Origin of the sequence: Rhizobium sp. P38BS-XIX, from assembly GCF_012641435.1 — a bacterium.
Classification (GTDB): Bacteria; Pseudomonadota; Alphaproteobacteria; order Rhizobiales; family Rhizobiaceae; genus Rhizobium.
In genome coordinates this window covers 209,724-231,542 of sequence record NZ_JABAIJ010000006.1, presented here as the reverse complement: position 1 = coordinate 231,542, position 21,819 = coordinate 209,724, and the positions used below count along the sequence as shown (strand labels likewise).

At 60.7% G+C, this 21,819-nt stretch carries 26 protein-coding genes; 11 read left to right on the top strand and 15 right to left on the bottom strand.

The genetic code is table 11. The annotated features are described in order from the left end of the window. Positions 1–82: 82 nt before the first annotated feature. Positions 83–1,009 carry a LysR family transcriptional regulator gene (locus HGP17_RS20575; protein WP_168812313.1) on the top strand — a complete coding sequence of 309 codons (927 nt, stop codon included), beginning with the start codon at positions 83–85 and terminating at the stop codon, positions 1,007–1,009. Here the strand turns inward: HGP17_RS20575 and HGP17_RS20570 are convergent. Then, the gene (locus tag HGP17_RS20570) at positions 983–1,474 is read right to left on the bottom strand and encodes a MarR family transcriptional regulator (RefSeq protein ID WP_168812312.1); all 492 of its coding nucleotides are present in this window, start codon (positions 1,472–1,474) and stop codon (positions 983–985) included. The two genes, HGP17_RS20575 and HGP17_RS20570, sit on opposite strands and share 27 nt — an antisense overlap. 83 nt (positions 1,475–1,557) lie before the next feature. On the opposite strand from HGP17_RS20570, the gene HGP17_RS20565 reads away from it, so the two are divergent. After that, positions 1,558–2,457: an EamA family transporter gene (locus HGP17_RS20565; RefSeq protein ID WP_168812311.1), complete on the top strand. Its 900-nt coding sequence runs from the start codon at positions 1,558–1,560 to the stop codon at positions 2,455–2,457. Positions 2,458–2,527: 70 nt separating this feature from the next. On the opposite strand, the gene leuC is transcribed toward HGP17_RS20565, so the two are convergent. From leuC to HGP17_RS20550, 4 genes are all read right to left on the bottom strand, one after another. Next, positions 2,528–3,937 carry a 3-isopropylmalate dehydratase large subunit gene (gene leuC, locus HGP17_RS20560; RefSeq protein WP_168812310.1) on the bottom strand — a complete coding sequence of 470 codons (1,410 nt, stop codon included), beginning with the start codon at positions 3,935–3,937 and terminating at the stop codon, positions 2,528–2,530. Between the two features lie 69 nt (positions 3,938–4,006). Continuing rightward, a complete protein-coding gene (locus HGP17_RS33945; RefSeq protein WP_280117190.1) occupies positions 4,007–4,129 on the bottom strand; it encodes a hypothetical protein in 123 nt (40 codons plus the stop codon). Between the two features lie 81 nt (positions 4,130–4,210). After that, positions 4,211–5,089: an amino acid ABC transporter permease gene (locus HGP17_RS20555; RefSeq protein ID WP_168812309.1), complete on the bottom strand. Its 879-nt coding sequence runs from the start codon at positions 5,087–5,089 to the stop codon at positions 4,211–4,213. 34 nt (positions 5,090–5,123) lie between these two features. Beyond that, complete coding sequence (locus tag HGP17_RS20550) at positions 5,124–5,921, bottom strand: basic amino acid ABC transporter substrate-binding protein (protein ID WP_168812308.1); 798 nt, start codon at positions 5,919–5,921, stop codon at positions 5,124–5,126. Between HGP17_RS20550 and HGP17_RS20545 the strand changes: the two genes are divergently transcribed. After that, positions 5,920–6,072: a hypothetical protein gene (locus tag HGP17_RS20545; protein ID WP_168812307.1), complete on the top strand. Its 153-nt coding sequence runs from the start codon at positions 5,920–5,922 to the stop codon at positions 6,070–6,072. The genes HGP17_RS20550 and HGP17_RS20545 overlap by 2 nt on opposite strands. 62 nt (positions 6,073–6,134) lie before the next feature. On the opposite strand, the gene rplS is transcribed toward HGP17_RS20545, so the two are convergent. From rplS to ffh, 8 genes are all read right to left on the bottom strand, one after another. Beyond that, positions 6,135–6,683: a 50S ribosomal protein L19 gene (gene rplS / locus HGP17_RS20540; RefSeq protein ID WP_168812306.1), complete on the bottom strand. Its 549-nt coding sequence runs from the start codon at positions 6,681–6,683 to the stop codon at positions 6,135–6,137. 277 nt (positions 6,684–6,960) lie between these two features. Beyond that, positions 6,961–7,401 (bottom strand): DUF1801 domain-containing protein, encoded by a 441-nt coding sequence (locus HGP17_RS20535; RefSeq protein WP_168812305.1) that lies wholly within the window; start codon positions 7,399–7,401, stop codon positions 6,961–6,963. A gap of 34 nt (positions 7,402–7,435) precedes the next feature. Next, on the bottom strand, positions 7,436–7,996 hold the full coding sequence (locus tag HGP17_RS20530; RefSeq protein WP_168812304.1) for a YcxB family protein: 561 nt from the start codon (positions 7,994–7,996) through the stop codon (positions 7,436–7,438). A 166-nt stretch (positions 7,997–8,162) separates the two neighbouring features. Beyond that, positions 8,163–8,855 (bottom strand): tRNA (guanosine(37)-N1)-methyltransferase TrmD, encoded by a 693-nt coding sequence (gene trmD / locus HGP17_RS20525; protein ID WP_168812303.1) that lies wholly within the window; start codon positions 8,853–8,855, stop codon positions 8,163–8,165. 27 nt (positions 8,856–8,882) lie between these two features. Then, positions 8,883–9,464, bottom strand: a complete 582-nt coding sequence (gene rimM, locus HGP17_RS20520) for a ribosome maturation factor RimM (RefSeq protein WP_168812302.1) — start codon at positions 9,462–9,464, stop codon at positions 8,883–8,885. A gap of 219 nt (positions 9,465–9,683) precedes the next feature. Next, entirely contained in the window at positions 9,684–10,046 is a 363-nt protein-coding gene (gene rpsP / locus HGP17_RS20515; RefSeq protein ID WP_168812301.1) for a 30S ribosomal protein S16, read from the bottom strand. Positions 10,047–10,176: 130 nt separating this feature from the next. Continuing rightward, the gene (locus HGP17_RS20510) at positions 10,177–10,479 is read right to left on the bottom strand and encodes a chorismate mutase (protein ID WP_168812300.1); all 303 of its coding nucleotides are present in this window, start codon (positions 10,477–10,479) and stop codon (positions 10,177–10,179) included. Positions 10,480–10,497: 18 nt separating this feature from the next. Then, on the bottom strand, positions 10,498–12,066 hold the full coding sequence (ffh, locus tag HGP17_RS20505; protein WP_168812299.1) for a signal recognition particle protein: 1,569 nt from the start codon (positions 12,064–12,066) through the stop codon (positions 10,498–10,500). A gap of 375 nt (positions 12,067–12,441) precedes the next feature. Between ffh and HGP17_RS20500 the strand changes: the two genes are divergently transcribed. Both HGP17_RS20500 and HGP17_RS20495 read left to right on the top strand, forming a co-directional pair. Then, the gene (locus HGP17_RS20500; RefSeq protein ID WP_168812298.1) at positions 12,442–13,419 is read left to right on the top strand and encodes a hypothetical protein; all 978 of its coding nucleotides are present in this window, start codon (positions 12,442–12,444) and stop codon (positions 13,417–13,419) included. Next, positions 13,416–14,432 (top strand): MBL fold metallo-hydrolase, encoded by a 1,017-nt coding sequence (locus tag HGP17_RS20495; protein WP_168812297.1) that lies wholly within the window; start codon positions 13,416–13,418, stop codon positions 14,430–14,432. The genes HGP17_RS20500 and HGP17_RS20495 overlap by 4 nt, the downstream gene beginning before the upstream one ends. A gap of 71 nt (positions 14,433–14,503) precedes the next feature. Here HGP17_RS20495 and HGP17_RS20490 read toward each other — a convergent pair whose 3' ends face one another. Together HGP17_RS20490 and HGP17_RS20485 are read right to left on the bottom strand one after the other, a co-directional pair. After that, entirely contained in the window at positions 14,504–14,947 is a 444-nt protein-coding gene (locus HGP17_RS20490) for an SRPBCC family protein (protein ID WP_168812296.1), read from the bottom strand. Positions 14,948–15,109: 162 nt separating this feature from the next. Then, complete coding sequence (locus HGP17_RS20485) at positions 15,110–16,024, bottom strand: LysR family transcriptional regulator (RefSeq protein WP_168812295.1); 915 nt, start codon at positions 16,022–16,024, stop codon at positions 15,110–15,112. An 87-nt stretch (positions 16,025–16,111) separates the two neighbouring features. On the opposite strand from HGP17_RS20485, the gene HGP17_RS20480 reads away from it, so the two are divergent. The 6 genes from HGP17_RS20480 (at position 16,112) to HGP17_RS20455 (ending at position 21,817) form a co-directional block, all read left to right on the top strand. After that, on the top strand, positions 16,112–16,561 hold the full coding sequence (locus HGP17_RS20480) for a PACE efflux transporter (protein ID WP_168812294.1): 450 nt from the start codon (positions 16,112–16,114) through the stop codon (positions 16,559–16,561). 210 nt (positions 16,562–16,771) lie between these two features. Continuing rightward, on the top strand, positions 16,772–17,677 hold the full coding sequence (dapF, locus tag HGP17_RS20475; protein ID WP_168812293.1) for a diaminopimelate epimerase: 906 nt from the start codon (positions 16,772–16,774) through the stop codon (positions 17,675–17,677). Continuing rightward, positions 17,674–18,948 carry a tRNA (N(6)-L-threonylcarbamoyladenosine(37)-C(2))-methylthiotransferase MtaB gene (gene mtaB / locus HGP17_RS20470; protein WP_168812292.1) on the top strand — a complete coding sequence of 425 codons (1,275 nt, stop codon included), beginning with the start codon at positions 17,674–17,676 and terminating at the stop codon, positions 18,946–18,948. Before dapF ends, mtaB begins: the two co-directional genes overlap by 4 nt. Positions 18,949–18,966: 18 nt before the next feature. After that, entirely contained in the window at positions 18,967–20,514 is a 1,548-nt protein-coding gene (ftsY, locus tag HGP17_RS20465) for a signal recognition particle-docking protein FtsY (protein WP_168812291.1), read from the top strand. Continuing rightward, positions 20,511–21,230, top strand: a complete 720-nt coding sequence (locus tag HGP17_RS20460) for a septation protein A (protein ID WP_168812290.1) — start codon at positions 20,511–20,513, stop codon at positions 21,228–21,230. Before ftsY ends, HGP17_RS20460 begins: the two co-directional genes overlap by 4 nt. Next, the gene (locus HGP17_RS20455; protein ID WP_168812289.1) at positions 21,227–21,817 is read left to right on the top strand and encodes a DUF2585 domain-containing protein; all 591 of its coding nucleotides are present in this window, start codon (positions 21,227–21,229) and stop codon (positions 21,815–21,817) included. Before HGP17_RS20460 ends, HGP17_RS20455 begins: the two co-directional genes overlap by 4 nt. Positions 21,818–21,819: the final 2 nt, after the last annotated feature.

The window sequence follows — 21,819 nt, the reverse complement described above, 5'->3', positions numbered from 1 at the left end:
GCGATATGGCGGAATGCGCATCGTTTGCACTTCATTCGTGCGTTTGACGCTATGTATCGGAAAAACATGTTATGGTCGCGCCATGTCGATCCCTGATCTCAATCTGCTCGTCACTTTGAATGTGCTGCTTGCCGAAGGCAGCGTTGCGCGAGCGGCTCGCCGATTACGGCTCAGCCCTTCCGCCATGAGCCGACAGTTGGCCCGGCTGCGCGAGACGACGGGCGATCCGCTGCTTGTCAGGGCCGGGCGCGGGCTTGTGCCGACACCGCGGGCGCTGGAATTGCGCGAAAGCATCGGTCGTCTCGTGCAGGAGGCGGAGGCCGCCTTGCGTCCGGCCGAAACCCTGGATTTGAAACAACTCGTTCGGACCTTCTCGATCCGCACCCGCGAGGGCTTCGTGGAGAATTTCGGGCCTGCATTGATTTCCCGCATTGCCGAACAGGCGCCGGGCGTGAGGCTCTATTTCACGCAGAAGCTGGACAAGGACAGCACGCCGCTGCGGGATGGCTCGATCGATCTGGAGACCGGCGTGGTTGGCGACGATACCGGGCCGGAACTACGCGCGCAGGCGCTGTTCCATGATCGCTTTATCGGCGTCGTGCGCAGCGGGCATCCGTTGAGCGAAGGAGAGATGACGCCGGAGCGCTATGCCGCCGGCCGGCATATCCTCGTTTCCCGGCGCGGGCTGCAGAAAGGCCAGATCGACGAGGCACTGAACACGCTGGGCCTAGAGCGCCAAATCGCAACAATCGTCGGCAGCTTCTCAGCGGCGCTGGCCTTGGCGCGCGCCTCCGACCTGATCGTCAGCGTCCCGGAGGGATATACGGGCAATCTGCGTGTCGGCATGCACAGTTTCGCATTGCCGGTGCCGACGTCGGATGTCACGATCTCGCTGCTCTGGCATCCGCGCCTGGATGCGGATCCGGCGCATCGCTGGCTGCGCAGCTGTATTCGCGAGGTGTGTGGCGAACGGCGGGCAAGCCTAGAGACGGGGCTCGAAGTCGGCTAAGTAGTCGCGCAGCAAGCCGTTCAGTGCCGTTCGCTCTTCATCCGAAAGGCTCGAAACCAGCCGTGCCTGTGTTTCGACATGCGCCGTCACGGCTGCATCGATCAACTCGAACCCCTTCGGCGTCAAGGATATCAGGAAGCTGCGGCCATCATTCGGATTTTGGCTGCGGGCGACGAGGCCGGCCTTTTCCAGCTGATCGATGCGATTGGTCATCGTGCCCGAAGTCACCATCATCGTCTCCATCAGATCGCTGGGGGAGAGGGTATAGGGCTCGCCCGAGCGGCGCAGGGTCGCCAGCATGTCGAAATTTGCCGAGTTCAGATCAAAGCGGGCGAAGGTCTTTTCCATCTCGCGCGAGAGGTGAAGCGTAAGATTGCGCATGCGCCCGAAGAGGCCCATGGCCGTGGTGTCGAGATCCGGCCGTTCGCGGCGCCATTGTTCAAGAATTTTGTCGATGCGGTCCATGTCGGGACCTCGCCATGAATTTATCTTGACGTCAAGGTATTTTGTATTATCTTGAGGTCAAGATAAATTCCGGGGCCAGGATCATGAACCGCAATCTCGACCTGTTGCTGACCGCTATCGCGCCGGCGATCTGGGGCAGCACCTATCTGGTGACGACACAGCTTCTGCCGGCCGGTTATCCCCTCACGGTCGCGATGCTCCGTGCGCTGCCGGCCGGGCTGCTCTTGCTCGCCATCGTCAGGAAACTGCCGCACGGCGTCTGGTGGCTGAAGGCGCTGGTCCTCGGGGCGCTGAACTTCTCTGTCTTCTGGTGGCTGCTGTTCATTTCGGCCTATAGGCTGCCTGGCGGCGTGGCCGCGACCGTCGGTTCCGTCCAGCCGCTGATCGTCATCGTGCTGGCGCGGCTGTTGTTGGGGTCGCCGATTCGGAGCCTTTCCATCGTCGCCGCTATTGCCGGCATCGGCGGTGTCGCGCTGCTGATCCTGACGCCGAATGCAACGCTCGATCCGATCGGCATCGCCGCCGGTATCGGGGGCGCCTTTTCCATGGCTGGTGGAACCGTGCTCAGCCGCCGCTGGCGGCCCGATGTCTCGCCGCTGACCTTTACGGCGTGGCAGCTGACGTCGGGTGGCCTGTTGTTGCTGCCGGCCGCACTGCTGCTCGAGCCGCCGCTGCCGCATCTGACCGGTGCCAATATTCTCGGCTTCACCTATCTCGGGCTGATCGGTGCGGCGCTCACCTATATTCTCTGGTTCCGTGGCCTCTCGCGGCTTGAGCCCTCCGTCGTTTCCCCGCTCGGCTTTCTCAGCCCGACGACGGCTGTGATCCTCGGCTGGGTGGTGCTTGGCCAGCAACTCAGCCCGATGCAGATGTTCGGCATCGTGATCGTGCTCGGCAGCGTCTGGCTCAGTCAGCGGGCGCAACAGGCGCCGCGGGCAGGGCATGGTTCACGCGTTAGCCAGCCTGTCCTATCAAAACGATAGGTCCGGCAACATCTTCAAACGAAAAGGGCGGCCAACGGGCCGCCCTTTGTCATTCTTGCCTTGGAGAGGATCAGTTCCACTCGCGGATATCGACGAAGTGGCCGGCGATCGCGGCGGCTGCGGCCATGGCCGGCGAAACCAGATGCGTGCGGCCCTTGAAGCCCTGGCGGCCTTCGAAATTGCGGTTCGAGGTCGAAGCGCAGCGTTCGCCCGGCTTCAGGCGGTCGTCGTTCATGGCGAGGCACATGGAACAGCCAGGCTCGCGCCAGTCGAAACCGGCAGCCTTGAAGATCTTGTCGAGGCCTTCGGCTTCGGCCTGTTCCTTCACGAGGCCGGAGCCCGGAACGATCATGGCGTCGACTGTGGAGGCCACCGTCTTGCCTTCGACGACCTTTGCAACGGCGCGCAGGTCTTCGATACGGCCGTTGGTGCAGGAGCCGATGAAGACGCGATCGATGTTGATCTCGGTCATCGGCGTGCCCGGCTTCAGGCCCATATAGTCCAGGGCGCGCCACTTGGAGGTGCGCTTGGTTTCGTCCTGGATTTCATCCGGGTTCGGGACGACGCCCTGAACGGAGATGACGTCTTCCGGCGAGGAGCCCCAGGAAACGATCGGAGGCAGGCTCGCGGCATCGAGCTTGACGATGCGGTCGTAGTGCGCACCTTCGTCCGAGTTCAGCGTCTTCCAGTAGGCGATCGCCTGCTCCAGCGCTTCGCCCTTCGGCGCGCGCGGCTTGCCCTTGATGTATTCGAAGGTGATGTCATCCGGAGCGATCAGGCCGGCGCGGGCGCCGCCTTCGATCGACATGTTGCAGATGGTCATGCGGCCTTCCATCGACAGCGCGCGAATGGCTTCGCCTGCGTATTCGATGACGTAGCCGGTGCCGCCTGCGGTCCCGATTTCGCCGATGATGGCAAGGATGATGTCCTTGGCGGTGACGCCCGGCGGCAGTTGGCCGTCGACCTGCACCAGCATGTTCTTCGCCTTCTTCTGGATCAGCGTCTGCGTGGCGAGCACATGCTCGACCTCGGAGGTGCCGATACCGTGCGCGAGCGAGCCGAAGGCGCCGTGCGTGGACGTGTGGCTATCGCCGCAGACAATGGTCATGCCGGGTAGGGTGAAGCCCTGCTCGGGGCCGATGATGTGGACAATGCCCTGACGCTTGTCGCTTTCGGAGTAGTATTCCACGCCGAATTCAGCGGCATTCTTGGCCAGCTGCTCGACCTGAATGCGGCTTTCCTCGTTCTTGATGCCGAGGTGGCGATCCGTCGAGGTCGGAACGTTATGGTCGACGACAGCCAGCGTCTTCTGCGGCGCGTGAACCTTTCGACCGCTCATGCGCAGGCCTTCGAAGGCCTGCGGCGAGGTCACCTCATGAACGAGGTGGCGGTCGATGTAGAGAAGACAGGTGCCGTCATCCTGCGCGTCGACCAGGTGGTCGTCCCAGATTTTATCATACAGTGTGCGTGGAGCGCTCATGGCTACAGATCCATATTGGCGGTGTCGAAAAGGGGATAGACGGATAAGGACCGTCGGCCTCGGGTGTGGTCAGCGAAGTCGGCTGTTGAGCGCGCCCGAAATCATCGCAAAGAAACGTGCCGGCAGGCGCTTGTGGTCCTGCAGCACGAAAGCCGTGACGTAACGTCCGTCCTTGCTCATGATCTTACTCATGGGCATGCTCATATCAATTTTCAAAACCTTCGGCAATGGCGACGATGGGGTGTATCGGTACGGTCGCGCTCTCGATATCGATCACATTTGCGCATCCGGTGGCTGGCCGGGCGCCATGCGGCGAAAAGCGGAGCGATCGCTGCCTGAGCGTCGGCGCATCCAGGCCTCGAATTGCCTGAGCAACAGCGACAGCCCGATCGTCAACAGCAGATAGATGAAGGCGAGGATCGACAGCGTCTCGAAATAGCGGAAATTGGCCGAGTAATAGAGCTTGGCGAGCTGGCTGATATCGGCGACGCCGAGCACCGAGACCAGCGAACTGTCCTTCACCATCGCGATAAAATCGTTGGAAAGCGGCGGTAGGATAACGCGGATCGCTTGCGGAAAGACCACGAGGCGGAAGCGCTGGAACCGGCTGAGGCCGAGTGCCTTCGCCGCCTCGATCTGCCCCTGATCGACGGCCTGTATGCCGGCGCGGAAGATTTCGGCGATGAAGGACGAGTAGCCGATGGTCAGCGCGATGATCGTGCGCCAGACGAAGGGGACGTCGCGGGTGACGAGCGCGTTTGTCCAGCCGGCTGAGACCAGCGGAGACGTTACGACATTATAGACCGCGACGAAGGCAGGCGTACCGACGAAGGCGACGTAGGAGAGTAGCACGAGCATCGGAATGCCGCGCACGATCTCGATATAGAATCGCGCAACCTGTCTGAGCACGAGGAAATCCGACAGGCCAAGCAGTGCGAGCCCAAGGCCGAGCAGCATGGCGAGCGTAAACGCCACAAGCGTCACGAAAATCGTGACGCCGATGCCATTCAGCAGGAGAGTGAAAATCTGGGCGTACAGGCCGTTTGCCGCGATTGCAAAGGAGGCGCCGACGCCGAGGATGGCAAGGGCGATCAACCACCAGGGAAAATCATCCTTGCCGCGGTGCCCGCCCGGGCCAGTCATAGGGGCCATCAGAGCGGGCTTCCAGTATGTCGATCAGCGGATTTCATTGACCCATCTTGTAGTCGAGGAACCATTTCTTGTTCAGCGCGTCGAAGGTGCCATCGGCCTTCAGGCTGGCGATCGCTGCGTTGACCGGCGCGACCAGATCGGAACCCTTCTGGAAGATGAAGCCGAAATCCTCGGAGCCGAGCGGGCCGCCGATCAGCTTGAGGCCGCCGTTGGAGGCATCGACATAGCCCTTGCCGGCCGTGCCGTCGGTCAGCACCAGATCGACGTCGCCGGTCTTGAGCGCCTGGACGGTCGCGCCGAAGGTTTCGAAGGTCTTGATGCGCGGGTTCTGCTCGTTGCCGTCCAGGACTTCATACACGGCGGTGTAGAAGGGCGTCGTGCCCGGCTGCGCGCCGATCAGGCCGTCCTTGAAGGCGGCAAAGCTCTTGGCATCGGTGAAGCGCTTCTCGTCGCCGCGGACCAGCATGAACTGTTCGGAGCGCATGTAAGGATCGGAGAAATCGACCTTCTGCTTACGGTCATCCTTGATGGTGATGCCGGTCATGCCGATGTTGTATTGGCCTTCGGAGACGGCCTGGATCATCGCATCCCAGCTGGTGTTCTGGTACTCGACCTTGAAGTTGAGGCGCTTGGCGATCTCGTTCATCGCGTCATATTCCCAGCCGATCGCCTTGTTGGTCTTCGGATCGATGAACTGCAGCGGCGGATAGGCATTCTCCGTGACGACAACGACCGTCTTGCCTTTGAGGTCAGGCAGATCGGCTGCGAACGCGGCGAAAGGTGCAAGTATGAGGGCGCTGAGGCCCAGAATGAACGAACGACGGAATGCCATGGAAATCTCCCCGATTAGCGTGGCGGAAAACTGTCATATTTGCAAAGCTCATGGCAAGGCCGTTGCCAAGGGTGCAATCACGAAAAATGGAAAAGCAACTCTAAAACTGGCGGTTGACGGAGAAATTTCCGTTTGCCGTGCCGCCGGGTGACGGCACTAAAAAAGGCGACCCGGAGGCCGCCTTTCATTGTTGCGATCCGTTGAGATCGAAACTTATTCTGCTGCCGGCTCAGCTGCGGCTGCGGCTTCAGCGGCGGCCTTTTCGGCAGCTGCCTTCTCGGCGGCTTCTGCTGCGGCCTTTTCAGCTGCGAGAGCCTGAGCTGCTGCAACCTTCTCGGCTTCGATGCGTGCCTTCTCTTCGGCCAGAGCCTGGCGCTCGCCATCGTTGAGCTTGCGGGCGCGAGTGCCGGTGTTTTCAACGATACGGGCAGCCTTACCGCGCAGGTCGCGCAGGTAGTAGAGCTTGGCGCGACGGACCTTACCGCGGCGAACGACTTCGACGCTTTCGATCAGCGGCGAGTAAACCGGGAATACGCGCTCCACGCCTTCGCCGTAGGAGATCTTGCGAACGGTGAAGTTTTCCTGCAGACCGCCGCCGGAGCGAGCGATGCAAACGCCTTCATAGGCCTGAACGCGGGTACGGGTGCCTTCCGTGACCTTCACGTTGACGCGAACGGTGTCGCCAGCGGAAAATTCGGGGAGCGTGCGCTTGGCTTCGATCTTGGCAGCCTGTTCGGCTTCCAACTGCTGAATGATGTTCATAGTATCAACCTCGTTGTTGCTTCAACAGCCAGAGCGCCCGAACGATCTATCCTTGGTCGGACCCGAAGGTCTCGCCGCGTGATATATACCTGTTACGGCAGGGGCGGATACGTCTGCTTTTCTTTGGTGGTTGATGGGAATTTTCCCATGCCGGGCGCGCACATATCCTATTGTCACGCCTTTGTCACCCCTTCGGGCCGAATTATGTGGCCTTTCTTGCCATGTCGGCGGCTCGCCAAGAGCACTTATGGCTCGCCGCCGTCCCGTCATTCAAGGCTCAGGATTTTCGAGGCTTTTTCTTCGACGTCACATTGAGGGCGGCTGCCGCGCGGGTCAGTGCCTTCAAAGCCTCGCCATCGATCTCTTCGTTTTCACTGATATCGATCGCCCGCCGCGTATTGCCTTCGAGGCTGGAGTTAAAAAGACGGGAAGGGTCTTCCAGCGAAGCGCCCTTCGCGAAGGTCAGCTTCACGACGCTCTTATAGGTCTCGCCGGTGCAGATGATGCCGTCAGAGGACCACACCGGCACGCCGCGCCATTTCAATTCCTCGATCACATCAGGCTCGGCTTGCTTGATGAGCGCGCGCACCTTGGCAAGCGTCTTGCCGCGCCAATCGGCCAGCGCTTCGATTTTCTGGTCGATCAGCTTGGAAGCCGATTCCGCCGGTTCCCCATTCGCCGCGTTGTCCTTTGCCATAGTCCTCGTCCTCCTCACCATCGCCAAAAGCAGGTCTTATAGCGATATCGCGCGACTATTCAAAACCTCTGTGATCACGAACCTTGAGCGCCAGGCCTTGCAACTCGAGAATGTGTTCCCTCGTGAGAATACGCTTGGGGATGATTCTGTAGAGGCGCTGGGACTCGTAGAACAACAGGCAATGCCGATCCTGTCGCGTTTTGACGAAATCGGTCCATTGCATCTTCGCTTCGCCGAAATCGCTTCTGAGATGCACGCCATCCTCATTCCACGAGAGGTGAATGGGCTTTTGCAGCGTGCGCTGCTCCGCATAGGTTTTCCGGGCCGTTCTTCCACCCAGTGTATAGACGATCAGGAATGGAATGCCGACGATCGCAAGCGGTGCAACAACGGCAAAACAGAGAATGGCGACAAGCGCATCGTTGGCATCGATGAGGCTGGCGACGATGAGCCCATAGCCCAGCAGAGCGAGAATCCAAAGTACGACCATTCGCACGATACCGGGCCGGCTTCTCAGATGCTGGCGAAAATGAAGGCGGAGAGCGTCGGTCAGATCCTGCGGCGTCAGCTGGAAAAGAATGTCTATACGCTGCTCGTCCTGCCTGAGTTCTGACATAGGCTTCCCGGTTTCGCGCCGCCGACCGATCGGTTGTACTGGATGAGCGGAGCCTCTGCGATCACTCTAAAGCAAACGACTCGCGTTCCAAGTGTGGGGAAATAGCGCGGCTTTCGAAAAAGCATATAGCGTTGGATATGTCAGGCGCTGCGAATGCGTCGCCGACTCATTTCGAGGCAGGCTCGTTCAGGAGATCCGGCCTGCGCTCACGTGTCAGCTGCTCGGCTTGTTCGCGCTGCCATTTGGCAATGGCTGCGTGGTTGCCGGAGGTCAACACGGCGGGAATTTCGCGATCTTCCCAGATCTGCGGACGGGTGTAGTGCGGATGCTCCAGCAGGCCACCTTCGAAACTTTCATGCAGGCCTGAAAGGTCATTGCCCATGACGCCCGGCAGGATGCGGACGATGGCGTCGAGCAGGATCAGTGCGGCGGGTTCTCCGCCCGAAAGAATGTAGTCGCCGATCGAGACTTCCTCGAGATTGCGGCCGTCGATGACGCGCTGGTCGACCCCTTCGAAGCGGCCGCAGACGATGATGACGCCGTCCCCTTCGGCAAGTTCGCGAACGCGCTTCTGTGTCAGCGGTTTTCCGCGCGGGCTCATCAAAAGACGCGGGCGACCGTCGTTTTCGCTGGCGTGATCGATGGCGCGGGAGAGCACATCCGGCTTCAGCACCATGCCGGCGCCGCCGCCGGCCGGGGTATCGTCGACCGTGCGGTGGCGGTCGGTGGCGAAATCGCGGATCTGCACGGTATCGAGCGACCATTGCCCGCGTTCCATCGCCTTGCCGGCGAGCGACGTGCCGAGATGACCGGGAAACATCTCGGGATAGAGCGTCAAGATGGTCGCCCGGAAACTCATGGCCTGCTCACTTCTTCCCAATGCGGATTACTTTTTTGTCTCGTCCTGGGGCTTTTCCGGCTTCGGTGGCTTGCCGATCAGATCGTCGGGGTTGTCGATCAGGCCTGCGGCCAGCGGGTCGATCAGAATCTTGCCGCCTTCCAGATCGATTTCAAGCACGGCAGCTTCTGAAAAGGGAATCAGCACCGGGCGCTTGCCGGGACCTTTCAGCTCCAACAGGTCGCCGGCGCCGAAATCATAGATGCCGCTGACGGTACCATAGCCGGTGCCCTTGTCATCGACGGCTTCGAGCCCTTCGAGATCGGTATAGAAGAATTCGTCATCGTCGAGCTCTTCGTCCGGCAGGTTGTCGCGCTCGATGTAGAGTTCCAGGCCATTCAGCGCCTCGGCGGCATTGCGATCATTGACGCCGCGCAGCCGCACGACGACCATGTTCTTGGCTTCCCGGATCTCCAGCACCTCGAAGCTGCGGCCGTCCATGCTGTGCAGATGGCCATAATCGCCGAGCGCCGTCGGATCGGACGTGTAGGCCCGGGCGCGCACTTCACCCCTGAGGCCCTGTGCCGCACCGATCGTCGCCATCAATACCGGGTTTTGCAGTTTGGTCATTGTCTCTTCGCCGATTGCCGGTTCGCTGCATAGTTCTCAGATCGGAATCGATCTCAAAATTATGCAGCCAATGTAAAGTGCGACAGCGGCCCTTGCGCGTCACATGTGGCGCACGGCGCTGTCGTTGCGTTCTCTCATAGGATGAACATCCGCCGATGGGAAACAAAAAACGGGCAGCATGTGGCCATGCCGCCCGTTTTCGATCGTCACAAGGACAGATTATTCAGAAGCAGCAGCGGCGGCGTCAGCAGCCTTCTGTGCCTTTTCAGCAGCGCGTTCCTGAGCGCGCTTGCCCGGCTTTGCCTTTTCCGGGTTGTTCTTGGCATCGCGGGTAGCAATGCCGGCTTCAGCGAGGAAGCGCAGAACGCGGTCGGTCGGCTGTGCGCCGTGGTCGAGCCAATGCTTGATGCGCTCGGCCTTGAGCTCAACGCGCTTGGCGTCGTCCTTGGCGAGCATCGGGTTCCAGGAGCCTACGGTCTCAAGGAAGCGGCCGTCGCGCGGCGAGCGGGCGTCGGCGATAACAACGTGGTAGTACGGGCGCTTCTTGGAACCACCGCGGGCGAGACGAATTTTCAGTGCCATGTTTCTAACTCCTTAGGCTTTTCTTGACCGCTTCGTTGAGGCGGTATTGGTTACGTCGCGCTGCTTTTCTCGTGCTGCGTGATCCCTCTCGAAAACGTGCTCGCGTCTTTCGGGATCATGCGGCCAGGGGTTACCCTTTGAAATCGGCAGCGATCTGTTCATGATGCCGGATGACTTCCTTGATGACGAAGTTCAGGAACTTCTCGGCGAAATCCGGGTCCAGATTGGCGTCCTTTGCCAGACGGCGCAGGCGTTCGATCTGGTATTCTTCGCGCGCCGGGTCGGCCGGCGGCAGGTCGTATTTGGCCTTCAGCACGCCCACTTCCTTCGTACAGCGGAAGCGCTCAGCCAGCATGTGCACCAGTGCGGCATCGATATTGTCGATCGACTGGCGATAGTTGCCCAGTTGGGCCTTTACGTCTGGATCAATCATGGGGTCAACGATCCCTTCTCACTTCTTCTTCGGCAAACCGGGGAGCCCGGGGAAACCACCGCCGAGGCCTGGCAGCTTGGCGCCGCCCAGGCCCGGCAATCCACCGCCGCCACCGAGGCCCGGCATGCCGCCGGGACGGCCGAGGCCGGCTGCTTCGGCTTGCTTCTGCAGGGCTTCGAGCTGCTTGGGGTCCATGTTCGACAGGTCGGGCATGCCGCCCATACCGCCGCCGAGACCCATCTTGCCGGCAAGGCCACCCATCAGCTGCTTCATCATGCCGCCTTTGCCCTTGCCGCCCATCATCTTCATCATGTCCGCCATCTGGCGGTGCATTTTCAGAAGCTTGTTGATTTCGGAGGCGTCGGTGCCGGAGCCGGCGGCGATGCGCTTCTTGCGGGAATGCTTCAAGAGGTCCGGATTGGCGCGCTCTGCCTTGGTCATCGAAGAGATGATGGCGATCTGGCGACCGAAGAGTTTGTCGTTAAGGCCAGCGGCGGCCATCTTGTCCTTCATGCCGGACATGCCGGGCATCAGGCCCATGATGCCGCCCATGCCGCCCATCTTCTGCATCTGGGCGAGCTGATCAGCGAGGTCGTTCAGATCGAACTTGCCCTTGGCCATCTTGGCGGCCATGGCGGCTGCCTTCTCGGCATCGATATTCTCGGCCGCCTTCTCGACGAGCGAGACGATGTCGCCCATGCCGAGGATACGGTCGGCGATACGGCGGGGGTGGAATTCTTCCAGCTCGCCCATGCGTTCACCGACACCGATCAGCTTGATCGGCTTGCCAGTGACGGCGCGCATCGAAAGGGCGGCGCCACCGCGTCCGTCGCCGTCCATACGGGTCAGCACGAGGCCGGTGATCCCGACGCGCTCATCGAAGTTGCGGGCGAGATTGACTGCGTCCTGGCCGGTCAAGCTGTCGGCAACCAGCAGGATTTCGTGCGGATTGGACTTCTTCTTGATATCCGCCATCTCGACCATGAGCGGCTCGTCGATATGCGTACGACCGGCGGTGTCGAGAATGACGACGTCATGGCCGCCGAGCTTGGCGGCCTGAACGGCGCGGGCGGCAATATCGGTCGGCGACTGGCCTGCGATGACCGGAAGCGTGTCGATGCCCGTCTGCACGCCGAGCTGGCGCAACTGCTCCTGCGCTGCCGGACGGCGCGTGTCGAGCGAGGCCATCAGGACCTTCTTGCGGTCGCGACTCGTCAGGCGGTTGGCGATTTTGGCCGATGTGGTGGTCTTACCGGAGCCCTGCAGACCGACCATCATGACGACGACCGGGGCCGGCGCATTGAGATCGATGCCCACGCCTTCGCCGCCGAGCATCTCGATCAGCTCGTCATGGACGATCTTGACGACCATCTGGCCGGGCTTGATCGACTTCAGGATCTCGGCGCCGACGGCCTTTTCACGGACGCGGTCGGTAAAGGAGCGAACGACATCCAACGCCACGTCGGCTTCCAAAAGCGCACGGCGAACCTCGCGAAGGGCTGCGGAAACATCGGCTTCCGAAAGCGCGCCGCGGCCTGTCAGTCCATTCAGAATGGAACCAAGACGGTCCTGGAGGTTTTCAAACATCGGTTCTTCCTTATCGATCGCTTGGGATTTGGACTTGGCGCAACTTGCGCGGTTCCTCGCCCGAAAACGTCGTGCTTTTCCATGACGAAAACAAGACGCAAAGCCAAAAAGCACCCGAGGGCGCATCGCGCTGTCGGGTGTTGACCTCCGGGATCTCTTTATACCTTAATGGGTCCCGGTCGGTGGCTAGGAGGCTTGTGCTCGTCGCAGATTGCGGGCGATAAACAGGAAAAGGCCGGCAAAGTCAACCCAAAGCGGCCGAAATGCGTTAAATGCGCGGATGGGATCACCATATCGATGTCGAATTGACCGTACCACTGTCTTTCAATTGTTGTATCGATCCCGCCGCCAAGTGATTCCCCGAGACCGTTTCGAATGAATGATGCAGCCCTGACCGATCTTCTTGCCGCCTGCCGCACCTATGCCGGCGGGCGGGTCGACACCCGTTTCAACGCGGCGGCGCAAGCCTTCTACGCCAGCGCCAATGCTCAGCCGAAGATCGCGGCGCGGGCGGCCCGAGAGCTTGGCAGCCTGCCGCCGCCGGGAGCCGCAGTCCTTGCCAATATGCTCGGCACCATCGTTGAAAAGGGAGGCTCGGTCGAGCGCAGCGGTCCGGCCGTATGGGAGCTGTATCAGGCCTGGCTGCCGCAGATTCATCGCGGCTTTTCCGGGCGCAAGGAGCTGAGCCCGAGGCAGAGGCAGCTGCTTGAGGCTTTCCAGCTGCTCAGCCAATCGGCTGTTTCGCATCTTTCCGCGATGCCGCAGGAGCGCGCGCTCGCCGCCAGCAACAAGACGCTGATGGCGCAGCTTTCCGAGTTGCAGGACTATACGCCGGGTGCGGCCTGGGTTCGTCAGATGCTCTTGAGCCGCAGCGACGCTCTGCTGGTGCTGCATCTGCCGAGCCGCCAGGGCTTTCGCCTTCGCTATGAGAACATCGTCAATGGCTTTCATCTCTTCACACTGATCCAGGCTGTATTCGGCGAGACCTTGCCTGGCGGTCGGGTGCCCAACAAATTCATCGTCGACATGGCGCGCTGCATAACCGTGGCTGAAGAGGGCAATGACGAGCCCTGGTGGCGCTACGAGACGGTGCAGGCGAACGAGCGGGGTCTGGTCGAGATTTCCGGAGAGGCATCCGTCGAGACGATTTCCCGTATCGATGGGCGGCAGGTCATCCTGCTTTCACCTCCGGTCGAAGGCGCGGCATTGTGGGACACGAGTTTCTTCACGCCGCAGCTTTTCGCCATGCCGGCGAGTGTCGTGCTTGAGGAGACGCTGACGGCCTCCGAGGCGGAAGAGTGGTTCGCAAAGACCGGTGTGACAACCGATGTGCAAAGGGTGAAGAAGGCATGACCACCGCATCCGGCTCGGGCAAGAAGAACCCGTACTACCAGGGACCGGTTTCCGATCATTTCGATGGTCAGCGCTTCTTCAATCCAGGCGGCGTCGCGCCGGGCGGTCCGTTAGATCTGCTGAAATGGCAGTTCGGCGGCGGCCGGGTGCGCTGGCCCAATCCGGTGATCAGCGCTTTTCCTCCGGCCAAGCCCGACCGGCATGTTTTCGGCAATCAGATGCGGCTCACCATGGTCGGGCACGCATCGATGCTGGTGCAGATTGCCGGGCTGAACATTTTGACCGACCCGGTATGGTCCGAGCGCGTCAGCCCCTTCCGATCCGTGGGGCCGAAGCGCGTGGTGCCGCCGGGCATCCGCTTCGAAGACCTGCCGCATATCGATCTCGTGCTGGTGACGCACAATCACTACGACCATCTCGACCTTGTGACGCTTGCCCGCCTGCAGCAGGCGCATCGTCCGCAGATCGTGACGCCGCTTGGCAATGACACGATCATCCGGCGCGCCGTTCCCGATGCCGATATCACCGTCGTCGACTGGGGTGATCGCATTGCCGTCAAGGCCGGCTTGACGATCGATGTCGAGCCCTGTCATCACTGGTCGGCGCGGGGCATGGGCGATCGGCGCATGGCGTTATGGGCCGCGTTCGTGCTGACCACGCCATCAGGCAAGATCTATCACATCGGCGATACCGGCTTCCACGACGGCATCAATTATGAAGCTGTCCGGCAGAAACACGGCGGCTTTCGCCTCGCGATCCTGCCGTTCGGCGCCTACGAGCCGCGCTGGTTCATGAAGGGGCAGCACCAGAACCCGGAAGAGGCCGTTAAAGGCATGAAGCTTTGCAATGCCGCTTATGTCGCCGGGCATCACTTCGCGACCTTCCAGTTGACGGATGAGGGCATCGACGAGCCCGTTCATGCGCTGGATGTTGCGCTGAAAGCTGAAGGCGTGGAGGCGGATCGGTTTCGCCCGCTTCGGGCCGGCGAAGTATTTGATGTGCCTGTCGCCTGAATGCGGCAGACCCAAAGCCCCTTCCTCCCGCAGGGGAGAAGGGGCGTCGGATAAGCTCAGGATACAGAGCCTTATTGCTTGATTTCAGGCTCAACCAACTTTGCCATGTTGATTAGCGATTCCTGCCAGCCGAGATAGCAGGCTTCCGGCGGAATCAAGTCCGGTATGCCGGCCTGGGTAATGTTCACTTCGGTTCCGACGAGGACCTTCTTCAAGGTCACGGTCACTTCCATTTCGCCCTGCAGGTTCGGATCGTCGAACTTGTCGGTGTAGCGAACCAGTTCGCCGGGGACGAGTTCGCGAAATTCGCCGCCGAAGGAGTGGCTGTCGCCCGTCGTGAAATTGCGGAATGACATTCTGAACGTGCCGCCAACGCTCGGCTCCATATGATGTACCGTGCAGGCAAAGCCGTTCGGCGGCAGCCACTTGGCAAGCGCATCCGCTTCGATGAATGCGCGATAGACCTTTTCCGGGCTGGTGGCGAGGACGCGGTGCAGGTGTATGGTATTCGGCATTGTCAAAATCCTTCTGGTTTGACGAAGTGGACGAGCCTAGGACGTTGCAGCTTTCGGCAATCCGACAGCGGCGTCGAATTTTTTTCCGGAAATCGTCAGCCTGCGCGGCTGCATTGGAAAAAGACTATGCCGAAAGGCGAGTGCCGCCACCACCCCCAGTATTTATCGCTGGCTGGTGCTGGCTTCCAATATTCCATGCCTGCCGCCGTTTGCGGTGAAATGCTCCCTCAGCCATTTTGCTGCCGGACCAGCCGGTCGCTGCTTGTGCCAGACGAGCTCAAGCGCGACCGGATGCGCGCCGCTGTCGAAGCGAAGCTGAGGCGTGGCAAGTTCGAGCGCCAGCTGTGAGTTTGCCAGAATATGGGCTGGAATGAGTGCCCAGCCGATGCCTTGCCGTAAGATTTGAAGAATGACCCAATGGCTCTCGACCCACCAGACTTCGGCGGCGACCCTGACCTGATGTCGTCTTGCGATGTCACGCCGTTTCGTGACCATGATCTGGCGGTGGCGCTTCAGATCCTCCCAGCTGACAGGGCTTTCCGCCAGTGGATGATCGCGGCCGCAGACCATGACGAGCGGAACCCAGCCGATGGTGATGAAATCCAGCTCAGGTGGCAGCTGTTCCTCTCGCCACATCACGCCGATATCCGCCTCACCGTCGAGAATCATTCCGGTTATGGCCTGCGAGTGGGGAGAGAGCAACTCCAGCTCCACATGGGGAAACCGCTCGGCGAAATCGGCGAAGAGGCTTCCGATCGCAGGCTCGGGATAGAACTCGTCGATTGCGACGACCAGACGCGTCTCGATGTGTTCGTCAAAGCTCCTGGCAACGCCGATCAGATGTTCGCGGCGGTCCAGCAGCAGTTTGGCTTCCGGAAGCAGCCTCGTTCCGGCTTCGGTGAGGGTTGGGTTTCGGGTCGCACGGCTGAACAGCTTGATGCCCAGGTCGTCCTCCAGCGACGATATCAGCAGGCTGACGGCGGACTGCGCCTTTCGAAGCCGGCGCGCCGCGGCCGAGAAAGATCCGTTTTCGGCGGATGCCACAAAGGCTTCCAGCTGCTCGAGAGACACGCTCATCTATCAGAATTCCAGATAGTTACTAACTTTGTTGCCCCAATCTATCTGATAGAACGGCGGCCGATAACAAAGGTAGGAACTTGAAAAATGCGCAGTTTCGGAGATCGTGTTCGCCACGCCGTCCTGTTTGAACTTATTGGCTTGGCCACATTCACGCCGCTTGCGGCAATCGTCTTCAATCAGCCCATCGCTCACATGGGTATCATCGGCGTGGTCGGGGCGACCGTCGCGACGCTGTGGAACTTCATCTATAATCTCGGCTTCGACCGCGCGCTGATGCGGTTGCGCGGCAAGGTCCAGAAGACCATCAGTATCCGGATCGTCCATGCCGTGCTGTTCGAAGCCGGTCTCGTGGTCATCCTGATCCCGTTCATCGCCTGGTATCTCCAGATCACGCTCGTCGCGGCGCTTCTGATGGATATCGCTGTCGTGACCTACTATCTGGTCTACGCCTTCGTCTTCAACATCGCTTATGACTGGGTGTTTCCGGTCAAGGTAGTGTCCAGAGACGAGCGCACCGTAGCTGCCGCACGGTAACTGACCAAACAGGTGAAATCCCAGCGCTGTCGGGTCTTCGTGCCGGACGGCGCGGCGTTTCATGTCGCGATAGTCAATTGTGGCGCCCGGATCGTCGCACCCATGCCGATACCCCAGCAACCGCTTTCCGCGCGAAGTCGAGAGACCATCATCCCACTGGTAATTCCCCTGCGTTTCCGCCATATACAGCTCAACAACAGGAATGGTCCCATGAGTGATACGGTCGAATTCGCAAGGATGAACGGGCTTGGCAACAAGATCCTGGTCGTCGACATGCGCGGCCGCAAGGATATGGTGACGGCTGAGGCGGCAATTGCGCTCAATGCCGATCCGTCCACGCAGTTCGACCAGATCATGGCGATCCATGATCCGAAGCTGCAGGGCACCGATGCCTGGATCGATATCGTCAACTGCGACGGTACCAAGGCTCAGGCTTGTGGCAACGGCACGCGATGCGTCGTCCAGGCGCTCGCCTCCGAGACGGGCAAGAAGGTCTTCACCTTCCAGACCGTTGCGGGCATTCTCAATGCCAGGGAGCATGAAGACGGCACGATTTCGGTCGATATGGGTACGCCCGTCTTTGCCTGGGACAAGATCCCGCTGGCCGAAGAATTTGCCGATACCAGCCGCATCGAGCTGCAGATCGGCCCGATCGACAATCCCATTCTTCATTCGCCTTCGGCGGCGTCGATGGGCAATCCGCATGCGATCTTCTGGGTGGACAAGGACCCGATGTCATTCGATCTCGATCGTTTCGGTCCGCTGCTCGAAAATCATCCGATGTTTCCCGAGCGCGCCAATATCACGCTGGCGCAAGTGCTATCGCCATCATCGCTGCGCACCCGCACATGGGAACGCGGCGCCGGCCTGACGCTTGCCTGCGGCTCGGCCGCCTGCGCCGCTGCCGTCAGCGCCGCTCGCACCGGCCGTACAGGCCGTAAGGTGACGATCGAAGTTGCTTCCGCACCGGCGCCCGGCAAGCTCACCATCGAGTGGCTTGAGAGCAACGACCATGTCGTCATGACGGGACCTGCCGAATGGGAATGGTCCGGCATGGTCGATCCGGTGACGGGCCGCTTCGCGCGCGATCCGGAGCATGGGGCTCAGGCGCGGTGAGCGGGGTCGAGGTCATTACCTTCGGCTGTCGTCTCAATACCTATGAATCCGAAGTGATGAGGGCCGAGGCGGAGAAAGCCGGGCTCAACAACGCTATCCTGGTGAATACCTGCGCCGTAACGGGTGAGGCCGTCCGCCAGGCGCGCCAGGCGATCCGCCGGGCACGCCGCGACAATCCGCATGCCCGCATCATCGTCACCGGCTGCGCCGCGCAGACGGAAAAGCAGACCTTTGCCGAAATGGCCGAAGTGGATGCTGTGCTCGGCAATGAAGAAAAGCTGAAGAGCGCTTCCTACCGCTCCCTGCCGGATTTCGGCGTTTCGGCGGAAGAGAAGCTGCGGGTCAACGACATCATGAGTGTGCGGGCGACCGCACCGCAGATGATCCGCCATATCGATGGCCATGTGCGCGCTTTCATTCAGGTACAGAACGGCTGCGACCATCGCTGCACCTTCTGTATCATTCCCTATGGCCGAGGCAATTCGCGTTCGGTGCCGATGGGCGCTGTCGTCGATCAGGCCCGTCATCTGGTCGAGAGCGGTTATCGCGAAATCGTGCTGACCGGCGTCGATGCCACGAGCTACGGTGCGGATTTGCCGGGAACGCCGACGCTTGGCCTGCTTGCCAAGACGCTGCTGAAGCAGATCCCGGAGATCCGCCGGTTGCGGCTGTCCTCGATCGACAGCATCGAGGCCGATCAGCATTTGATGGATCTCGTCGCCGACGAGCCGCGCTTCATGCCGCATCTGCATCTCTCGCTGCAGCATGGCGACGATATGATACTGAAGCGCATGAAGCGGCGGCACTCGCGCGCTGACGCGATCGGCTTCATAGAAGATGTGCGGCGCCTGCGCCCCGAGACGAGTTTTGGCGCAGACATGATCGCCGGCTTTCCGACGGAGACGGAAGAGATGTTTGCAAACGCCGTCGGTCTGGCTCAAGAGGCTGGTATCGCGCATCTGCATGTGTTCCCGTATAGCCCGCGCCCCGGCACGCCCGCCGCCCGCATGCCGCAGCTCGATCGCGGCCTGATCAAGGAACGCGCCGCCCGTCTGCGCGAGGCCGGGCAAAGATTGCACCAGGCCCATCTCGACAAGATGGTCGGCACGCGGCAATGGCTGCTTGTGGAGAATGGCGGGTTGGCGCATACGGAAAACTTCACGCTTGCCGCCGCCCCCGGCCTTCGCCCCCGCGACCTTGTGCAGGTCGCAATCACCGGCCACAATGGCAAGCACCTCGACATGCAACTTCTGGCCGCCGACGCGGCCTAATGCTTCAACGGACACTTCATGGCGCTCGGTTTCATCAAAAAAGTTTTCACCTTCGGCCGTGAAAAGCCGGCCGAGGAGCAGGCGCCTGCGGAGGTAGTTACGCCTGGTGTCGTCGAACCTGTTCCGGCGCCTGAAGCCCCTGTTGTAAATATTTCGCCGGCTTCTGAACTTGCCGAGCCTGCATCGCCCCCCTCTGTCCCTTCGGGACATCTCCCCCACGAGGGGGGAGATCAGCTGGAGGATGCCGCGCCGGTTGAGCAAGAGCATCAGGCCGAAAGCCAGGCGGATGCTTCCGGCGCAGAAGAGATTGAGGCCGCCGAGGCTCCCCATTTCCTGGAATCCGAGTCGAAAGATCAGCATGAAGAGCTTCAGGCGATCGAACCGGAGCAGCGCGCCGATACTGAAGCTAGTGTAGTTTCGGAAGAGCACCCCATCGAACCGATCTCCCCCCTTGTGGGGGAGATGTCCGACAGGACAGAGGGGGGTGACGAAGCATCGGCAAGCTCGGAAACTTCAACGGCCGCCGAACTAACCTCCGAGGCTATCGACACCCCAACCGCAGCCCCCATCCTCCCCAGGGGCTTTTCGACTGCTGCCTCGGCTCCAGCGCCGGCTCCGGAAGCTCCGAAGCAGAAACTTACCTGGTTCCAGCGCCTGCGTGCCGGGCTTGCGCGCACCTCGTCACAGCTGACCGGCCAGATCGCCGCACTCTTCACCAAGCGCAAGCTCGACGATCAGACGCTGCAGGATCTGGAGGATCTGTTGATCCAGGCCGATCTCGGCGTCGAGACGGCGATGCGCGTCACTGATACGCTGGCATCCGAGCGCTATGGCAAGGATGTGACGAGCGAGGATGTCGGCCGCATCATGGCGCAGGAAATCGCCAAGGTGCTGAAGCCGGTCGCGAAGCCCTTGCAGCTCGATCTCAGCCACAAGCCGCATGTCATCCTTGTGGTCGGCGTCAATGGCACCGGCAAGACGACGACGATCGGCAAGTTGGCGGCGAAGCTTTCCGGCGCCGGGCTGAAGGTCATGGTTGCTGCCGGCGATACGTTCCGCGCGGCCGCCATCGAGCAATTGAAGATCTGGGCCGAGCGCACGAAGTCGGAATTCATCGGCACCAAGCTCGGTGCGGATGCAGCCGGCCTTGCCTTCGACGCTTTCCAGCAGGCCAAGGCCAACAAGAGCGACGTGCTCATCATCGATACCGCCGGCCGGCTGCAGAACAAGGCGGAGCTGATGGCCGAGCTTGAGAAGATCGTGCGCGTGCTCGGCAAGCTCGATCCGGATGCGCCGCATACCGTGTTGCAGACGCTCGATGCGACGACGGGCCAGAACGCCTTGAACCAGGTGGAAATCTTCCGCAACGTCGCCGGCGTCAACGGGCTGATCATGACGAAACTCGACGGCACGGCGCGCGGCGGCATTCTCGTCGCCATCTCGGCCAAGCACAAGCTACCGGTCTATTTCATCGGCGTCGGCGAGGGTGTAGACGATCTGGAGCCATTCGAGGCCGAGGATTTTGCCAATGCCATCGCCGGGACCGGCGCCGGAAGCGCTCAATGAACGACAAGAACAAATTCGACGATAGCGAAAGTGCTTCGATGACCACCAGCGACAATGAACTGACCCCAAGTGCAGCCGACAAGCACCATCCGATGCTGAAGCTGGTGCTGGAACTCGGACCTCTGCTGGTGTTCTACTTCGGCAATCTGCGTGGGGAGTGGCTTGGACAGCATTTTCCGCAATTGGCACTGCTTGGCGGCCCTCTTTTCATCGCTTCCGGATTATTCATGGCGGCAACGGTCATCTCACTTGTCGTCTCGAAACTCATTCTCGGTCATCTGCCGCTGATGCCGTTCGTTTCCGGCATTGTCGTCGTCGTATTCGGGGCGCTTGGCATCTACCTGCAGAACGAAACTTTCTTCAAGATGAAGCCCACGATCATCAACGCGCTGCTGGGTGGCGTCCTTCTTGGCGGACTCTTCTTTGGAAAATCGCTGCTTGGTCATGTCTTTAATGCCGCCTTCCAGCTGGATGCCGAAGGCTGGCGCAAGCTGACACTGCGCTGGGGCATTTTCTTCTTCGTTCTGGCTGCGCTGAATGAAGTCGTCTGGCGCGGCTCGAACTGGTATTACCTCCCCAATACGCAAGCCGCAGACGATCTCTGGGTCAATTTCAAGGTTTGGGGAACGATGCCGATCACCATTCTCTTCACGCTGGCGCAGATGCCGCTCATCATGAAGCACACGGTCGAGCCGCCGGCGGAAGCGGGGAAATGAGCGCAACCGCCGACTCCCAAAGCCGTTATCAGCAGCAGAGCTTCTGGCTGATCGCCTGCGCCGTCGTTCTGCTCGTTCAGATCGTCACCGAATATATGATGGGCCGTGTGCCGATCTGCACCTGCGGCTACGTCAAACTCTTCGAACCGGTGGTAAAGTCGAGCGGCAATTCGCAGCACATCGCCGACTGGTACACGCCGTCGCACATCATCCACGGCTTCCTCTTCTTCGGGCTCACGCATCTAATCATGCGTCGCAAGCCACTGTCGATGCGGCTCTTCGTGGCTATGCTGATCGAATCCGGGTGGGAGATCCTGGAAAACTCGCCGATCATCATCAACCGCTACCGTGCGGCGACGATCTCGCTCGATTATGTCGGCGACAGCATCCTCAATTCGTCGATGGATGCCGTGTTCATGGTGGTCGGATTCCTGTTTGCCTGGCGCGCACCGGTCCTGGTGACGGTCGTCATCGCCATTTTCTTCGAGCTCCTTACCGGCTATCTGATCCGCGATAACCTGACGCTGAACGTGCTGATGCTGGTCTGGCCGGTAGAGGCGGTCAAGACATGGCAGGGTGCGCTTTAAGC

Coding starts and splice junctions, on each gene's coding strand:
- HGP17_RS20550 (WP_168812308.1), bottom strand. CDS start 5,921: ATGGCATTCCGTCGTTCGTTCATTCTGGGCCTCAGCGCCCTCATACTT.
- HGP17_RS20500 (WP_168812298.1), top strand. CDS start 12,442: ATGAATGATGCAGCCCTGACCGATCTTCTTGCCGCCTGCCGCACCTAT.
- HGP17_RS20530 (WP_168812304.1), bottom strand. CDS start 7,996: ATGTCAGAACTCAGGCAGGACGAGCAGCGTATAGACATTCTTTTCCAG.
- dapF (WP_168812293.1), top strand. CDS start 16,772: ATGAGTGATACGGTCGAATTCGCAAGGATGAACGGGCTTGGCAACAAG.
- leuC (WP_168812310.1), bottom strand. CDS start 3,937: ATGAGCGCTCCACGCACACTGTATGATAAAATCTGGGACGACCACCTG.
- HGP17_RS20490 (WP_168812296.1), bottom strand. CDS start 14,947: ATGCCGAATACCATACACCTGCACCGCGTCCTCGCCACCAGCCCGGAA.
- HGP17_RS20480 (WP_168812294.1), top strand. CDS start 16,112: ATGCGCAGTTTCGGAGATCGTGTTCGCCACGCCGTCCTGTTTGAACTT.
- HGP17_RS20545 (WP_168812307.1), top strand. CDS start 5,920: ATGGAAATCTCCCCGATTAGCGTGGCGGAAAACTGTCATATTTGCAAA.
- rplS (WP_168812306.1), bottom strand. CDS start 6,683: ATGAACATCATTCAGCAGTTGGAAGCCGAACAGGCTGCCAAGATCGAA.
- trmD (WP_168812303.1), bottom strand. CDS start 8,855: ATGAGTTTCCGGGCGACCATCTTGACGCTCTATCCCGAGATGTTTCCC.
- HGP17_RS20495 (WP_168812297.1), top strand. CDS start 13,416: ATGACCACCGCATCCGGCTCGGGCAAGAAGAACCCGTACTACCAGGGA.
- HGP17_RS33945 (WP_280117190.1), bottom strand. CDS start 4,129: ATGAGTAAGATCATGAGCAAGGACGGACGTTACGTCACGGCTTTCGTG.
- HGP17_RS20455 (WP_168812289.1), top strand. CDS start 21,227: ATGAGCGCAACCGCCGACTCCCAAAGCCGTTATCAGCAGCAGAGCTTC.
- HGP17_RS20565 (WP_168812311.1), top strand. CDS start 1,558: ATGAACCGCAATCTCGACCTGTTGCTGACCGCTATCGCGCCGGCGATC.
- HGP17_RS20575 (WP_168812313.1), top strand. CDS start 83: ATGTCGATCCCTGATCTCAATCTGCTCGTCACTTTGAATGTGCTGCTT.
- rimM (WP_168812302.1), bottom strand. CDS start 9,464: ATGACCAAACTGCAAAACCCGGTATTGATGGCGACGATCGGTGCGGCA.
- HGP17_RS20535 (WP_168812305.1), bottom strand. CDS start 7,401: ATGGTGAGGAGGACGAGGACTATGGCAAAGGACAACGCGGCGAATGGG.
- rpsP (WP_168812301.1), bottom strand. CDS start 10,046: ATGGCACTGAAAATTCGTCTCGCCCGCGGTGGTTCCAAGAAGCGCCCG.
- HGP17_RS20555 (WP_168812309.1), bottom strand. CDS start 5,089: ATGGCCCCTATGACTGGCCCGGGCGGGCACCGCGGCAAGGATGATTTT.
- ftsY (WP_168812291.1), top strand. CDS start 18,967: ATGGCGCTCGGTTTCATCAAAAAAGTTTTCACCTTCGGCCGTGAAAAG.
- ffh (WP_168812299.1), bottom strand. CDS start 12,066: ATGTTTGAAAACCTCCAGGACCGTCTTGGTTCCATTCTGAATGGACTG.
- HGP17_RS20510 (WP_168812300.1), bottom strand. CDS start 10,479: ATGATTGATCCAGACGTAAAGGCCCAACTGGGCAACTATCGCCAGTCG.
- HGP17_RS20460 (WP_168812290.1), top strand. CDS start 20,511: ATGAACGACAAGAACAAATTCGACGATAGCGAAAGTGCTTCGATGACC.
- HGP17_RS20570 (WP_168812312.1), bottom strand. CDS start 1,474: ATGGACCGCATCGACAAAATTCTTGAACAATGGCGCCGCGAACGGCCG.
- HGP17_RS20485 (WP_168812295.1), bottom strand. CDS start 16,024: ATGAGCGTGTCTCTCGAGCAGCTGGAAGCCTTTGTGGCATCCGCCGAA.